This is a genomic window from Achromobacter piechaudii NBRC 102461 (assembly GCF_001571245.1).
Classification (GTDB): Bacteria; Pseudomonadota; Gammaproteobacteria; order Burkholderiales; family Burkholderiaceae_B; genus Achromobacter; species Achromobacter piechaudii.
On the sequence record NZ_BCTK01000012.1, the window covers coordinates 1 to 16,643 of the forward strand.

3 protein-coding genes are annotated in these 16,643 nt (G+C 66.3%); all 3 read right to left on the reverse strand.

The genetic code is table 11. The features are described 5' to 3' along the window. Positions 1 to 12,861 (reverse strand): tandem-95 repeat protein (locus API01S_RS29225; protein WP_061306097.1); only part of this gene is annotated, 12,861 nt, incomplete at its 3' end. 145 nt (positions 12,862 to 13,006) lie between these two features. Next, positions 13,007 to 15,163 (reverse strand): HlyD family efflux transporter periplasmic adaptor subunit, encoded by a 2,157-nt coding sequence (locus API01S_RS21475; RefSeq protein ID WP_061306098.1) that lies wholly within the window; start codon positions 15,161 to 15,163, stop codon positions 13,007 to 13,009. Positions 15,164 to 15,167: 4 nt separating this feature from the next. Next, positions 15,168 to 16,622, reverse strand: a complete 1,455-nt coding sequence (locus API01S_RS21480) for an efflux RND transporter periplasmic adaptor subunit (RefSeq protein ID WP_156329830.1) — start codon at positions 16,620 to 16,622, stop codon at positions 15,168 to 15,170. Positions 16,623 to 16,643: the final 21 nt, after the last annotated feature.

The following is a 16,643-nucleotide window of genomic DNA, read 5'->3' on the forward strand; positions in this document are numbered from 1 at the left end:
AAAGCTGTCGCTGCCGTAGTAATCGGCGGTCGGCGTGTAGGTGTAGGCGCCAGTCGTTGCATTGACCGTTACCGTGCCATGCGCAGGCGCGGTGCCCACGCTGTAGGCCAGCGGATCACCATCGCCATCCACCGCCGAGACTTGGCCGGTCACGGCCGTGTCCTCTGTCGTGGTCGTGGCGTAGTTGCCGGTAGCGGAATCGAAGGTCTGACCCGGGACAGCCGGATCCACAGTCATCGGCGCGTCCGGCACTGGCGTGATGCTGACCGAGACGGTAGCCGTCTCATCGACCCCACCCGACGTCACCGTATAGGTGAAGCTCGTCGAACCGTTGTAGTTGGCGGCAGGTGCGAAATCCAGCGTGCCGTCTGCCTTGAGCGTGACCATGCCATTGGCCACCGATACCGGCGTGCCCACGATCACCGTATTGCCGTCGATCGCCGTGATCGTATGGCCGGCGTTTTCAAACGTGTCGTTGGCGTTGACGTTGATGTTGACCGGCGTGTCTTCGTTGATCGTCACCGAGTCGTTGGCAATATCCACCACCGCAGCCACCGTCACACTGACCGTGGACTGCGTGATGTTGCCCGTGCCGTCGTTGATGCTGATGACGAAGCTGTCGCTGTCGTAATAGTCGGCGGTCGGCGTGTAGGTGTACGCGCCAGTCGTCGCATTGACCGTCACCGTGCCGTGGCCGGCCGCCGTCGAGACGCTGTATGTCAGCGGATCGCCGTCGCCATCGGTGGCCGACACCTGGCCGTTGAAGGCCGTGTCTTCGTTGGTGCTGACGGCGTAATTGCCGGTGGCCGAATCGAAGGTCTGGCCCGGAACGCCCGGGTCGACCGTCACGGGGGCATCGGGAACGGGGATGACGGTGATCGATACGGTCGCCGTTTCCGTGGCGCCGCCCGAGGTCACGGTGTACGTGAAGCTGGTCGAGCCGTTGTAGTTCAGCGCAGGCGCGAAGTCGAGCGTGCCATCGGCCTTCAGCGTCACCATGCCGTTCGCTACCGCGACCGGCGTACCGACGACAACCGCATTGCCGTCGATGGCGGTAATCGCATGACCCGCATTCTCGAAAGTATCGTTGGCGTTGACGTTGATATTGACCGACGTGTCTTCGTTCGTCGTCACCGTATCGTTGGCAATGTCCGCCACCGCCGAGACCGTCACGCTGACGGTGGACAAAGTGATGTTGCCGGTGCCGTCATTGATCGCCACCACGAAGCTGTCGCTGCCGTAGTAGTCGGCGGTCGGGGTGTACGTGTACGCGCCCGTCGTGGCGTTGACCGTTACCGTGCCATGCGCAGGCGCGGTGCCCACGCTGTAAGCCAGCGGATCGCCGTCGCCGTCCGTCGCCAAGACCTGGCCGGTGACGGCCGTGTCTTCTGTCGTGGTGGTCGCGTAGTTGCCAGTGGCCGAATCGAAGGTCTGGCCCGGAACAGCCGGGTCCACCGTCATCGGGGCATCGGGAACCGGCGTCACCGTGATGCTGACCGTCGCCGTTTCAACCGCGCCACCAGAAGTCACCGTGTAGGTGAAGCTGGTCGAGCCGTTGTAGTTCAAGGCCGGCGCGAAGTCCAAGGTGCCGTCGGCCTTCAACGTCACCATCCCGTTCGCCACCGCGACCGGTGTACCGACCACGATAGCGTTGCCATCGATGGCGGTGATCGCATGACCCGCGTTCTCAAACGTGTCGTTGGCGTTGACGTTGATGTTGACTGGCGTGTCTTCGTTCGTCGTCACCGTGTCGTTGGCAATGTCCACCACTGCCGCCACCGTCACACTGACCGTGGACTGGATAACGTTGCCCGTGCCATCGCTGATGCTGATGACGAAGCTGTCGCTGCCGTAGTAGTCGGCGGTCGGCGTGTAGGTGTACGCGCCGGTCGTAGCGTTGACCGTCACCGTGCCATGGCCTGCTGCCGTCGAGACGCTGTACGTCAGCGGATCGTTGTCGCCATCGGTTGCCGACACCTGGCCGACGAAGGCGCTGTCTTCGTTGGTGCTGATCGCGTAATTGCCGGTGGCCGGGTTGAAGGTCTGGCCCACGACGCCGGGGTCGACCGCCACGGGCGCATCCGGCACCGGAGTCACCGTGATCGACACGGTGGCCGTCTCGGCAACGCCGCCCGAGGTCACCGTATAGGTGAAGCTGGTCGAGCCGTTGTAATTCAACGTGGGCACAAAATCCAAAGTGCCGTCTGCCTTCAGCGTCACCGTGCCGTTGGCCACCGAGACCGCCGATCCCACCACCACCGCGCCGCCATTGATGGCGGTTATGGCGTGGCCGGCGTCCTCGAACGTGTCGTTGGCGTTGACGTTGATGTTGACCGGCGTGTCTTCGTTGGTCGTCACCGAGTCATTGGCGATGTCGGCCACCGCCGTAATCGTCAGGCCGACGGTGGATTGGACCGTACCGCCGTGGCCGTCCGACACCGTCACGATGAAGCTGTCGCTGCCGTTGTAATCCGCGGCGGGCGTGTAGGTGTACACGCCCGTGGCGCTGTTGAGCGTGACCGACCCATGCGAGGCCGGCGTGGACAGGGTATAGCTCAACGTATCGTTGTCGGCGTCCGTGGCGAAGACGCGCCCGTTGAAGGCCGTGTCTTCGTTGCTGGTGACGGCGTAGTTGCCGGTGGCCGAATTGAAGGTTTGGCCGGCAACGGCCGGATCGGCGGCAACCGGCGGACGATTGCCCGGCGTGACCGCGATGCTGGCAACGGCCGCCGCGGACGAATAGCCCGAGCTGTCGGTAGCGATGAAGCTCAGTTGCCGCGTGCCGGCCGTGGCCGAGAGCAGCGCGTCACGGTAGGTTGCGCCCTGTACCAGCGTGTCCAGCGCCGAGCTGGCGATCGAGCCGCCGCCGCTGCGGGTGATGACGAAGCCCCCAGCCACGGTGTAGTTGATCAGCAGGTTCACGCCGCCCACGGTCACGCTGTTGGAGGCGCTGGCGTTCAGCGCGAAGTTCGTACCGCCCAGGTTCACGATTTCGTTGGCGCCATCCTGCACGCCGGATACTGCGATGCTCACCTGGGTGATGTCGTTGTCGCCAAAGTCCGTCACGTCGGCGGCGGCAGCCGCCACATTGACCGCCGCGCCATTGCCGATTTGGCTGGTGCTGTAGCTCAACGTTCCGTCCGCCGCGCCCACCACCGAGTTCAGGTCGATGACCGGCGCGCTGACGCTGTCGCGCCAGTCGAAATCGCGCGTGGGCGGCGCGGCGTTGCTGCCGTCGGCCGCGGTGTCCACGTCGCTGTCCGCCAGGTTGAATTTGACGACGGTGGTCGCCAGGCCTGTTCCGCTGGTCGTGACCGTGCCATCCTGCACGTCGAAACCGTCATTGGGCGAGCCGTGCTCGAAGATGTCGAGCAGGCCGTCGCCGTCCGTGTCGGTGGTGCTGGTGACGGACGTGGGTTGGCCATCGCCGCGCTCGGTCACATCGGCCTTGCCGTCGTTGTCGCTGTCGGTGTCGTACATGTCCGGCGTGCCGTCGCCGTCGGTGTCCACGGGCGTCAGGCCCACACTGGCCGCTGCCGTGGTCTTGTTGGCGCTGGTGGTGTCGGCGTCATACCGGTCGTCCAGGCCGTCATGGTCCACGTCGACCATCGCCGCGCCCTTGCCGCTGGGCGGCTTGTAACCGGCCGTGGTCTGCGCTTCGATATTGTCGGCAATGCCGTCATTGTCGCTGTCGATATCCAGACGGTCGACGATGCCGTCGCCATCGTGGTCATTCGCGGCGATCCAGGCGCTAAGCTTGTACACCTTCACGTCGTCCAGGCCCAGGTAAGCGCCCTCGCCGCCAGCCGGGCGCACGATGGAGAACACGATGACCGGTGCGTTGGTGGTGGCGGTGAAGGTGATCTCGCCCTTGGACCAGCTCTTGAAGTTGTTGCCGTTGTAGGTCAGCGTGTCGGAGTTGAAGGACACACCGTCCACCGTCACGACAAAGTACGCCTGCATGCCCACTGCGGACGTGACGCCGTAGACGCCGCCAAACACCTGCTGGAACGAAATGCGCACCACGTCGCCGACCTGAATGCCTGCCGAAGCAGGCACCACGACCTGCGAGGCTTCTTCCACGAAGCCGCTGTAGATCCCCATGAATACCTGGCCTTCTGCCGCGCCCGGCACGCCGTTCATGGAGCCGGCCCACTGGCCGGAACCCTCCAGCGAGAAGTTGCCCTTCCACGTGTCAGGCGTGTTCAGGGCCGACGTGAAACCGGTGCCGGCGACGCTGAAGTTCAGGCTGGTGTTCTCGGTGCCCGCTACACCCAGCGCGCCCTCCATGGAACCATCGATCAGCGAGGCGGGTTCGTTCTGCGATTCCAGAGTGTCCAGGATGCCGTCGTTGTCATCGTCCAGATCCCCCGCGTTGGCCACGCCATCGCCATCGGTGTCGATCGGCGTGATGGTCGCGACGGCCACGTTCGAGGCCGTGGGCGAGACAGCCGACATGGCCTGGACCGAGATCGTGCGTACTGCGGTCGAGCCGGACGTGGTGGTGAAGTAGATCTGGCCAAGGGCCAACTGGTAGGTGGCCAGCGTGGCGTTGCCCGTCAAGGTCAGCACGCCGGTGCTGGCGTTGTAGCTGGCGGTGATGCCGCTGATGGTGCCGCCCAGCGCCAGGGTGTCGGCGGCGGTGGCGCCCGCCAGCGTGACCGTCATCGACGCCAGGTTGTCGCCCTCTGGGTCGGTCACGGACACCAGCTTGCCGATCGCCACCGTGTTCTGGTCGTAGGCGATGCTGTAGTTGGAGCCGGCCGTCGAGCCGTCCAGGTCGATGCGCGGCGCATCCTGCACCTGCGTCACGGTGACCGTAACGTTGGCGGTCTCGGTCGCCCCGCCCGAAGTGACCGTGTAGGTAAACACCGTGTTGGCGGACGCCGCCGAGCCGGGGTAGTCGGCAGCCGGGGTGAAGGTCAGCGTACCGTCGGCGTTCAATACGACCGAGCCATTGGTGACGGTGACGGCCGGGCCGCCCACGGTGATGGCCGTGCCGTTGATGGCGGTCACCACGCGGCCGCTGTTCTCGAACGTATCGTTGGCCAGCACGTTGATGATGACTGGCGTTTCTTCGGCGGTGGTCGCCGTATCCGCCACGATGTCCGCAATGGCGTTGACGGTGATGGTGACCGCGCTGGTCGCACTGGAGTAGGCCGTGATGCCGCCGTTGACGCTGGCGCTGGCCGTGCCGCCGTTGGTGCCGCTGGTCTGGTCCCAGGCGCGGATCGTGATGGTCGCCGTGCCGTTGAAGTCCGCATTGGGGCGGAAGTACACGCGCGAGTTGCCGCTGTTGACGAGCAGCACCGCATTGCTGTCGGACACCGAACTCATCTGCGTCCAGCTCGTGCCGTTGTTGATCGAATACCACCACGTGCCGTTGGCCGTGTCCGCGCCCACGACGGCCACGCCCGTCAGGGCGCCGCTGTCCACGTCCGTGATCGTGCCGATGAAGTTGTTGACCGACGTGCCCACCGCGCCAGTCGGCGCAGGCGCGGGCGTGCTGGCGTTCAGGTCTTCGTTGATGGTGGACAACACGCGGGTGCCTGCCACCAGCACCGGCGCGTCGTTCACTGCCGTGACCGATACCGCCACCGTGTCGCTCAGGGCGGAGAAGGCCGTGGACGTGCCGGGGTTGACCTTGGTGCCCGCCGTGCCGGAACTCTGGTCCCAGGCCAGCAAGGTCAGCGCGTTGCCCGCGCTGCCGTTGAAGTTGGTGTTGGGCTGGAAGTAGATGCGCGAATTCGCCGTGTCGGACAAGAGCAGCGCGCTGGTTGCGCTGACTGTGCCGACCTGGTTCCAGGTCGTGCCGCCATCCAGCGTGTACCACCACGCGCCGTTGGTGGCGGTGGCAGCAGTCAGCGCAATGCCTTTGACCGCGCCCGTATCCAGATCCGTAACGCCTACCGTGTAGGCGGATATCAACTGCCCCACGGCACCGACCGGCGTGGGATCGTCCTCGCTACCCGTATAGGTCAGCGCCGGTACTGTGTTGAGTACCGGAGCGGTGTTTGCCCGCATCAGTATGGTGTCCGTCACATCCGAGTACGCGGTAGAACCTCCATGCACCGAGGCATCGCCGGTTGCGCCGTTTGTTCCGGTACTCCGATCCCAGGCCCGGATAGTCAGCGCGTTGGCCACGTTGCCGACCACGCCCACATTGGGGCGGAAGTACAGGCGCGTGGCGCTATCGGCGGCCAGCAGGCGCGACGTGGCTTCGGTCAGGGTCGATACCTGCGTCCAGGTCGTGCCGTTATCCAAGGAGTAATACAGCGTGCCGGAAGCGTTGATGGCGGTCACGGCAACACCCTTGACCGCGCCCGTGTCGACGTCGGTGACGCCGCCCACCAGGTCCGATATCAGCGAGCCAACCTGGCCGACGGGCGCGCCGTTGGTCGGCATGACCCCCGCAACGGTCAGGTTCGTGTCGGCGAGGACCGGCGCATCGTTGACCGGCGTGATCGTCAGCGTCAGGTTGGCGCTGGAGCTGCCTCCCGGCGTGGTGATCGTGTAGCGCACCAGCGGCACCACGGTGTCGTAGTTGGATGCCGGTGAGAAGGTGTAGGAGCCGTCCGCGTTCAACGTCAGGCTGCCGGTGTTGACGCCGTTGCGCATCAAGGTCGTGGCCACGCCCAGCGTGATCGGGGTGTCCGCCGTGCCGTCGGCATCGCTGTCGTAGCTGGCGGCCGTGACGCTGCCGTTGCGGTTGAAGGTGTCGTTAGCCAGCAGGCCTGCTGCTGCCGAGACCGTCAGCGTCGTGTCTTCCACGGCGATTGCGGTATCGGCCTGCGCCACCGGCGGGGCGATGCCCACGAAGTTGTCGCGCCAATCCAGGTCGGCGCTCAAGGCCTGCGCATTGCTGCCGTTGGCGAGGATGTCGCCATCGCTGTCGCTCAGGTTGAAACTCACCACGGTCGTGGCCAGGCCGCTGCCGCTGGTGTTGACCGTGCCGTCCTGCACGGCATAGCCGTCGTTGGGTGTGCCGTGTTCGAAGATGTCGAGCAGGCCGTCGCCGTCTGTATCGGTGGTGCTGGTGACGGAAGTCGGCTGGCCGTCGCCGCGTTCGGCCACATCCGGGGTGCCGTCGTTGTCGCTGTCGGAGTCGCGCACGTCCGGCGTGCCGTCGCCGTCGGAGTCGACCGGAACAAGGCCCACGCTGGCTGCTGCCGTGGTCTTGTTGACGCTGGTGGTGTCAGCGTCGTAGCGGTCGTCCAGGCCGTCATGGTCCACGTCGACCATCGCCGCGCCCTGGCCGCTGGGCGGCTTGTAGCCCGCCGTGGTCTGCGCTTCGACGTTGTCGGGGATGCCGTCGTTGTCGCTATCGAGGTCAAGACGATCAGGGATGCCGTCGCTGTCGGTGCTGCCCGGCTCGTTGATATCCAGGATGCCGTCGTTGTCGTCGTCGATGTCGGCGGCATTGGCGACGCCATCAGCATCCGTATCGATCGGAGTGATGGTCGCGACCGCCACGTTCGAAGCCGTCGGCGCGGTGCCGGAGGTGGCCTGTACGGAAATCGTGCGCGCAGCCGTCGCGCCGGAAGTGGTGGTGTAGGTGACCAGCCCCAGCGCGGTCTGATAACTGGCCAGGGTGGCGTTGCCCGTCAAGGTCAGCACGCCCGTGCCGGCGTTGTAGCTGGCGGTGATGCCGCTGACGGTGCCGTTCAACGCCAGGGTGTCGGCCGCCGTCGCGCCCGACAAGGTGATGGTCATCGACGCCAGGTTGTTGCCCTCGGGGTCGGTGACGGACACCAGGTTGCCGATCGACACCGCGCTCTGGTCGTAGGTGCCGCTGTAATTGGAGCCGGCCGTCGTGCTGTCCAGGTCGATGCGCGGTGCATCCTGCACCTGCGTCACGGTGACCGTAACGTTGGCGGTCTCGGTTACGCCGCTGGAGGTGACCGTATACGAGAAGACCGCATTGGCGGAGGCCGCCGCGCCGGGGTAGTCAGCCGCCGGGGTGAAGGTCAGCGTACCGTCTGCGTTCAATACGACCGAGCCATTGGTGACGGTGACGGCCGGGCCGCCCACGGTGATCGGCGTGCCGTTGATGGCGGTAATCGTCCGGCCGCTGTTCTCGAACGTGTCGTTGGCCAGCACGTTGATGATGACCGACGTATCTTCGGCGGTCGTCGCCGTGTCGGCCACGATGTCCGCAATGGCGCTGACCGTGATCGTGACCGCGCTCGTCGTGCCGGAGTATGCCGTGATGCCGCCGTTGACGCTCGCGTCGGCCGTGCCGCCATTCGTACCGGTGGTCTGGTCCCAGGCACGGATGGTTATGGTTGCCGTGCCGTTGTAATCCGCATTGGGGCGGAAGTACACGCGCGAGTTGGCGCTGTTGACGAGCAACACCGCGCTGCTGTCGGACACGGAACTGATCTGCGTCCAGTTGGTGCCGTTGTTGATCGAAATCCACCACGTGCCGTTGGACGTGTCGGCCCCGACGATGGCGATGCCCGTCAGCGCACCAGTGTCCACATCCGTGGTCGTGCCAATGAAGTTGTTGACGGACGTGCCCACCGCACCAACCGGCGCGGGCGCAGGAACGCTGGCGTTCAGGTCTTCGTTGATGGCCGTCAGGGTCCGGGTCGCGACCGCCAGTACCGGCGCGTCATTGACCGCTGTGACCGATACCGCCACGGTGTCGCTCGCCGTGGAGAAGGCCGTGGAGGTGCCGGGGTTGACCTTGGTGCCCGCCGTGCCGGAGCTCTGGTCCCAGGCCAGCAAGGTCAGCGCGTTACCCGCGCTGCCGTTGAAGTTAGCGTTGGGCTGGAAGTAGATGCGCGAGTTCGCGGTGTCGGACAGGAGCAGCGCGCTGGTTGCGCTGACTGTGCCCACCTGGTTCCAGGTAGTGCCGCCATCCAGCGTGTACCACCACGCGCCGTTGGTGGCGGTGGCGGCGGTCAGCGCGATGCCTTTGAGCGCGCCCGTGTCGGCGTCGGTCTGACCGGTCGTGTACGCGGAAATCAGAGTTCCCACCGCGCCGACGGGCGACGGATCATCCTCGCTACCCGTATAGGTCAGCACCGGTGCTGTGTTGAGCACCGGAGCGGTGTTTGCCCGCATCAGTATGGTGTCCGTCACATCCGAGTACGCGGTGGAACCGCCATGCACTGAGGCATCGCCAGTCGCCCCGTTCGTGCCGGTGCTCCGATCCCAGGCCCGGATGGTCAGCGCGTTGGCCACGTTGCCGACCACGCCCACATTGGGGCGGAAGTACAGGCGCGTCGCGCTATCGGCGGCCAGCAGGCGCGACGTGGCTTCGGTCAAAGTCGATACCTGCGTCCAGGTGGTGCCGTTGTCGAGCGAGTAATACAGCGTGCCGGAACTGTTGATGGCGGTCACGGCGACGCCCTTGACCGCGCCCGTGTCGACGTCGGTGACGCCGCCCACCAGGTCCGATATCAGAGAGCCAACCTGGCCGACGGGCGCGCCGTTGGTCGGCATGACCCCCGCCACGGTCAGGTTCGTGTCGACGAGGACCGGCGCATCGTTGACCGGCGTGATCGTCAGCGTCAGGTTGGCGCTGGAGCTGCCGCCCGGCGTGGTGATCGTATAGCGCACCAGCGGCACCACGGTGTCGTAATTGGATGCCGGGGTGAAGGTATAGGAGCCGTCCGCGTTCAATGTCAGGCTGCCGGTGTTGACGCCATTGCGCATCAAGGTCGTGGCCACGCCCAACGTGATTGCGGTGTCGGGTGTGCCGTCGGCATTGCTGTCGTAGCTGGCGGCCGTGATGCTGCCGTTGCGGTTGAAGGTGTCGTTGGCCAGCAGGCCGGCCGCCGCCGAGACCGTCAGCGTCGTGTCTTCCACGGCGATTGCGGTGTCAGCCTGCGCCACCGGCGGGGCGATGCCCACGAAGTTGTCGCGCCAGTCCAGGTCGGCGCTCAAGGCCTGCGCATTGCTGCCGTTGGCGAGGATGTCACCGTCGCTGTCGCTCAGGTTGAAGCTCACGACGGTCGTGGTCAGGCCGCTGCCACTGGTGTTGACGGTGCCGTCCTGCACGGCATAGCCGTCGTTGGGCGTGCCGTGTTCGAAGATGTCGAGCAGGCCGTCGCCGTCCGTGTCGGTGGTGCTGGTGACGGACGTGGGTTGTCCATCGCCGCGTTCGGCCACATCCGGGGTGCCGTCGTTGTCGCTGTCGGAGTCGCGCACGTCCGGCGTGCCATCGCCGTCGGTGTCGACCGGGATGAGGCCCACGCTGGCCGCCGCCGTGGTCTTGTTGACGCTGGTAGTGTCGGCGTCGTAGCGGTCGTCCAGGCCGTCATGGTCCACGTCCACCATCGCCGCGCCCTTGCCGCTGGGCGGCTTGTAGCCCGCCGTGGTCTGTGCTTCGACGTTGTCGGGGATGCCGTCGTTGTCGCTATCGAGGTCAAGACGATCAGGGATACCGTCGCTGTCGGTGCTGCCCGGTTCGTTGATATCGAGGATGCCGTCGTTGTCGTCATCGATGTCGGCTACGTTGGCCACGCCATCGCCATCATTGTCCAGCGGCGTGATGGTCGCAACGGCCACGTTCGAGGCGGTGGGCGCGGTACCCGAGGTGGCCTGCACGGAGATCGTGCGTGCAGCCGTCGCGCCGGAAGTGGTGGTGTAGGTGACCAGCCCAAGCGCGGCCTGGTAGTTGGCCAAGGTCGTGTTGCCAGACAGGGTCAACACGCCCGTGCCGCTGTTGTAGCTGGCGGTAATGCCGCTGACGGTGCCGTTCAACGCCAAGGTGTCGGCCGCCGTCGCGCCCGACAGGGTGATGGTCATCGACGCCAGGTTATTGCCTTCGGGGTCGGTGACGGACACCAGGTTGCCGATCGACACGCTGCTCTGGTCATAGGTGCCGCTGTAATTGGAGCCGGCCGTCGTAGTGTCCAGGTCGATACGCGGTGCATCCTGCACCTGTGTCACGGTGACCGTGACGTTGGCCGTCTCGGTCACACCGCCCGAAGTTACCGTGTACGAGAAGACTGCGTTGGCGGATGCGGCCGCGCCCGGGTAGTCAGCAGCCGGCGTGAAGGAAAGCGTACCGTCGGCGTTCAACACCACCGAGCCGTTGGTGACCGAGACGGCCGGGCCGCCCACGGTAATGGCGTTGCCGTTGATGGCGGAGATGATGCGACCGCTGTTCTCGAACGAGTCGTTGGCCAGCACGTTGATGATGACGGGCGTATCTTCGGCCGTGGTCGACGTGTCGGCCGTGATGTCCGCAATGGCGTTGACGGTGATGGTGACCGCGCTCGTCGCGCTGGAGAAGGCCGTAACGTCGCCGTTGACGCTGGCGTTGGCCGTGCCGCCGTTGGTGCCGGTGGTCTGGTCCCACGCGCGGATCGTGATGGTTGCCGTGCCGTTGTAGTCCGCATTGGGGCGGAAGTACACGCGCGAGCTGCCGCTGTTGACGAGCAATACCGCATTGCTGTCAGACACCGAACTCATCTGCGTCCAGTTGGTGCCGTTGTTGGTCGACACCCACCACGTGCCGTTGGACGTGTCCGCGCCCACGATAGCCACGCCCGTCAAGGCGCCGCTATCCGGATCCGTGGTCGAACCGATGAAGTTGTTGACCGACGTGCCCACCGCGCCCGTCGGCACGGGTGCGGGCAGGCTGGTGTTGAGGTCTTCGTTGATGGTGGACAACACGCGGGTGCCCGCCACCAGCACCGGCGCATCGTTCACCGCCGTGATCGATACCGCTACAGTGTCCGAGGCGGTCGACACCGCGCCGGTGATCGTGCTGGGATTCACCGTAGCGCCGGCGGTGCCGGCGCTCTGATCCCAGGCAAGCAGCGTCAGCGCATTGCCCGCGCTGCCGTTGAAGTCGGAATTGGGTTGGAAGTAGATGCGCGCATTCGGCGTGTCGGGCAAGAGCAGGGCGCTACTTGCACTGACCGTGCCGACCTGGTTCCAGATGTTGCCGCCATCCAGCGTGTACCACCACGTGCCGTTGCTGGCGGTGGCGGCTGTCAGCGCAATGCCTTTGAGCGCGCCCGGATCGGGGTCGGTCTGGCCGGCCGTGTATGCGGAAATCAGGGTGCCGACCGCCCCGGTCGGGAAGCCGGAATCTTCGACGCCGGTATAGGTCAGTACCAGCGCATTGTTCAGCACGGGCGGCGCCATCAGATGGCTCCAGTCCTGCGCCGAGACTGCAACGGCCTCAATAGATCCGCTCTGGCGTTCCAGCGTCCAGTCGCCACCCAGCGCCGCCGCGCCGGTGTAGTCGGTGGAGGCCGCCACGTCCGCGCCTGTGATCGTCGCCAGCGTCTGCACCGCCGCCGCGCCGTCCGCGCCTTTGCCAAAATCGCAGCCGTACAACAGCACGTCGCCGTTGGCGCTCAGGGCCGAGCCGATCTGCGCCAGTTCCGCCCGGTATTCGCCCTGCATGGAGGCCAGCGTCAGCGTCGCGGTGCCCACCTGCAAGGTGCCTTCTTCGCCGTGGCTCAGGATGTGGATGGCGTCCACATCGTGGCGGCCGTTGAGCGTATCGGCGATGAAGCGCACGCCGTCCACGCCCGGCTCGATGTAATGCACTTCGGCGCCCGCCGGCAACGACTTGGCCAGTACGTCGGCCTGATCCACGGTGCGGTCGATGAAGTAGACGTCCGTGTGCTGGGCAGCCGGCATCGCGGGCGTGGACTTGTGCTGCTCCACCGCGCCCAGCGCGGCGATCAGCTCTGCATGCGCCTGCGTTTCCGCCGCGGGCGGCACATCCGGGACGGCGTGCGCCGCCTCGTGCGCCGTCTTGGCGGCAGCGGCGTCCAGCAGGACGCGAGGTTCCAGAGCCTGGAGGAAGAGGCGCGACGTCAGCGTGCGAGCGCCGAGGGCTTGCGGGGCCTTCTTGCCAAAACGCGAAGCGGAAGATTTGTTTTTCACTGCACACCTCTCACAGAGATCGCTGAAGCGTGGCGCTTGGACGCACCCGCGGACATTCTTGCTACAACCAGAGCGGACCTTGCCGACGGCAAGGTCCCGCATTCATGCAACGCGCCGATGGCGCGCCGGGAATTTTCTTGAGCGTTCATGCGCCGGCCTCTCGCATCAACACGCTCATCACGCGCCGCACGACGCGGCTGGCCAGGCTGATGGGTTCACCGCGTATCTGCATTTCGCCGCGCACCTCGGTCAGCGGCCGGTCGTCGCGCGACGCGTCGGTCACGTTGGCGGCGACTTCAAACACCGCCTGCTCTGCGCGCAGCCTGCCTTCGAACTGGCGCGCCTGCACTTCGCCGCCGTGCGCGGAAGTCAGGATCCAGTTATCCAGGTTTTCATTGGCCGCGGCCCCGACGCGCGCGATCTGCACGGCGCGCGCGGGCATCAGGCGCTGCTCGTCCACGAATTCGCCGCTGTCGCCTTCGCGGATGCGGCGCAAGTCGTCTGCATTGACGTAACCGCGCGCCTCCAGCGCGCCCGGTGCGGCCACGATCGCCAGGCGGGTCTTCTCGTCCACCCAGCGCCCGGGCGACAGTTCCAGCGACAGTTCGACCACCACGCCATCGATGGGCGCGCGCACCGCCAGGCGGGCACGCTCGCGCTCCAGTCCGGCGGCGCGGTCGCGCTCTACCTGCACCTCGCGCACGAGCGTCAGGGATTCGGCCAGGTCCTTGCGATCAGCGGTGCGGCGATCCAGCCGTTCGTTCAGCAGCCGTTCACGTTCATAGGCGGCGGCCAGTTGCTGTTCGATTTCCGATGCGCTCAAGGCCATCAGGATCTGTCCCGCCCGCACCGTCTCGCCCTGGCGCACGCGCACTGCTTCCAGGCGCGCGGGGCGCGGAGCGAAGGCGGGCGCCTGCTCGGTGGCGGTCAACACGGCCGGGATGCGCACGGTATAGGGCAGGGGCACCAGCAGCAGCGCCACCAGCAACACCGCCACGCCCAGCGTTACGAACGCCTGCCGGCCGACTTCTTGACGACGTTTGACCCACACCTTCATCTCGCGCCAGATCGGCAGCACGATGAACCAGCCGATCTCCACGGCGAACAGGAAGATGCCAAGGATCTTGAAGAAGTAGTGATAGACCAGCAGCGCAATGCCCAGGAACAGGAAGAAGCGGTAGATCCACGTAGCGTAGGCAAAGCCGATGAGCAGCAGGCGCGTGTGGCCGTAGGTGGGCTCGGGCTGCTCGTCGCCATAGCCGAACAGCCGTTCGCGCATCCACCAGCGCGCCATCGAAAACGAACGATCCTGCAAGCCCGGGATGCCGATCAGATCGCTGAACAGGTAATAGCCGTCAAAGCGCATCAAGGGGTTGAGGTTGACCGCCAGGCTCAACACCCAGCCCGTGGTCGCCAGTGCAAACGCTACGTTGCGCCACGGGCCGTCGGGCACGAATACCCAGGCCAGCGTCGCAAACACCGCCACCAGCAATTCGACCGCCATGCCCGCGCCATCGATCAGCACGCGCTGGCGGCGCGGCAGGCGCCAGGCGTCGGTCGTGTCGGTGTACAGGATGGGGGTCATCACGACGAAGGCCACGCCCATCGTGGTCACGCGCGATCCCAGCCGCACGGCCGTATAGCCGTGGCCCAGCTCGTGCAGCGTCTTCACCAGGGCCAGGCTGGCGCCGTAGGCGATCAGCCCCGTCGCCGAGATCATGTCGGGAAACGTATGCAGGAAGGTTTCCCATTGGCGCGACACCAGGTACAGGCTGAACACGCCCAGCAGCGCCGCCAGGATCCAGAACGTGCGCGAGAAGAATGGCGTTACCCACGGCAGCGTGCGGCGCAGAAAGGCGTCGGGGCGGGCCAGCGGCACTTTGAAGAACAGATAGCTGTGCAAGAGTTTGGACGCCAGCGAACGCTTTTGTGCCGAGCGTTGCTGGCGCACGCGGGTATAGGTTTCACCGACCACCGGCGCCACCAGTTCGTGGCGTTGCAGAAAATCGATCAAGCCCAGGATCTTCTGGTCTTCGGGCGCGCGGCCCGTTTTGCGCGCCACCGCCGCGCGCAGCGCGCCGACCGTGCCCTGATGCCATTGGGCCAGCATGCCGACGGTGTCTTGATCGACGGCGAAGAAGCGATGGGCGGCCGGGTCATGGATGCGCCAGTTGCCGCCCCATTCACCGGCGCGCGTGCCTCCCTGGTCGGGAATCAGGCGCAGGTCCTGGCGCAGCGTGGGCAGCACGCGCGCGTCTAGGGCGGCTTGGGGATCCTCGACGAGCAGGGCGGTGGCGTCCATGGTGTCAAACTCCAGCCCATTGGCGCAATGCCGTGATCGGCCGGCGCAGCAGGTAATAGAACAAGGACACCGGCTCGCCATACACGCGCGCGGTGCCGCGCAGGCCCAACCGCTCGGGCGGAGCAGCGGGATCATTGACCCGCGCCAGCACGGTGTAGCTGGACACGCCCGCCGCGTCGGATTCGGCGCGGTATGCCACGCGCACGACCTGCGCATCTAGCGGATCCAGCGGCGCGGCGTCCAGGAATACGCGCACCGACGCGCCTTCGTGCAAGTTCACCGAGTCGGCCACCGGCACCTTCAACTGGTACTGCACGCGGTTGGGATCGGCGACGCGCATGATCGCTTCGCCGACGGCCACCGGACGGCCCAGCCAGTCGCGCGGATCGCCATACAACGCCACGCCATCCTGCGGCGCGCGCAGCACCGCCTTGGCGAGCATGGCGCGCGCGTAATCGCGTTCCGCCGCCGCGACGGATTCTTCACTCTGGGCGATGGCCAGTTCGCGTTTGGCGGTGGGGTCCGTGACCGCCGCCTGTTGCAGGCGCAGCACCTTGGCGCGCGCCACCTCCAGTTTCTGGATCGCCACTTCATGGTCGCTGCGCAACTGCGTGTCCACCAACTGCACGAGCGGCGTGCCGGCGGCAACCTGCGCGCCCGGCGGGACCAGGATGCGTTCGACGACAGCAGGCAGCGCCGCCGTCACGACAAACGGATCCTGCGGCGTGACTTCCACGGGCGCCAGCGTCGTCAACGGCACATGCACAAAGGCAAGCGCCGCCGCCAGCACCGCCACCAGCGCGACCAGCTTCGTGCGATGGCGGCGCAGTCCTGGAACGGGACGGGCCCGGCCCGCGATGGCGCTCAGGCCGTGGGCATAAGCGCCAGCCAGGCGGCCCGCCAGACGCATGTGCGCCTCTTCCCAGGGCTGGTCACGCGCCAGCAACCAGCCCGCGCGCGGCGCCTGGCCCACATCCGCCAAGGGCACCCACATCAGCGAGGTCAGGACCGCGTCGGCCGAACAGGGATCGGCCGGGTCGGCATAGATATGCGCATCGAAGGCGCGCACCGCAAGCGGATCGGGCGCGTCCTTGCTGGGGCGACACATGGCATGCACCATGTTTTCGTACCAGCGCACCAGCGGCGCATCGCGATTCACGCTGGCCAGCCCGGAGATGGCCGCCACACGCAAGCGGCCACCGGCCACGCCATCGAACACCAGCGCCTGGCCAAAGGGCAGCAAGGCGATGGGCTCGTTGGCCAGGTGCTGCCACAACGCTTCGCGCGTGGTGCAACGGCGCAATTCCCCTTCCAGGCGGATCAGCTGCGCGCCCGTGGTGTTTTGCGGATCGGCCTGCGCCACCGACGGCGCATTCGCGGCGGGACGGGGCCGCGCGGCTTCACCTGCCGCCGCCGGTTCTGCCGGCCCACTACGAGAACTCGCCACATGAAGGGCCATGAGAACCACTCCTTACCGAAA

Bases quoted from the DNA above. Each gene is read 5' to 3' on its own strand.
- API01S_RS21480 (WP_156329830.1), bottom strand. From the start codon at position 16,622: ATGGCCCTTCATGTGGCGAGTTCTCGTAGTGGGCCGGCAGAACCGGCG.
- API01S_RS21475 (WP_061306098.1), bottom strand. From the start codon at position 15,163: ATGGACGCCACCGCCCTGCTCGTCGAGGATCCCCAAGCCGCCCTAGAC.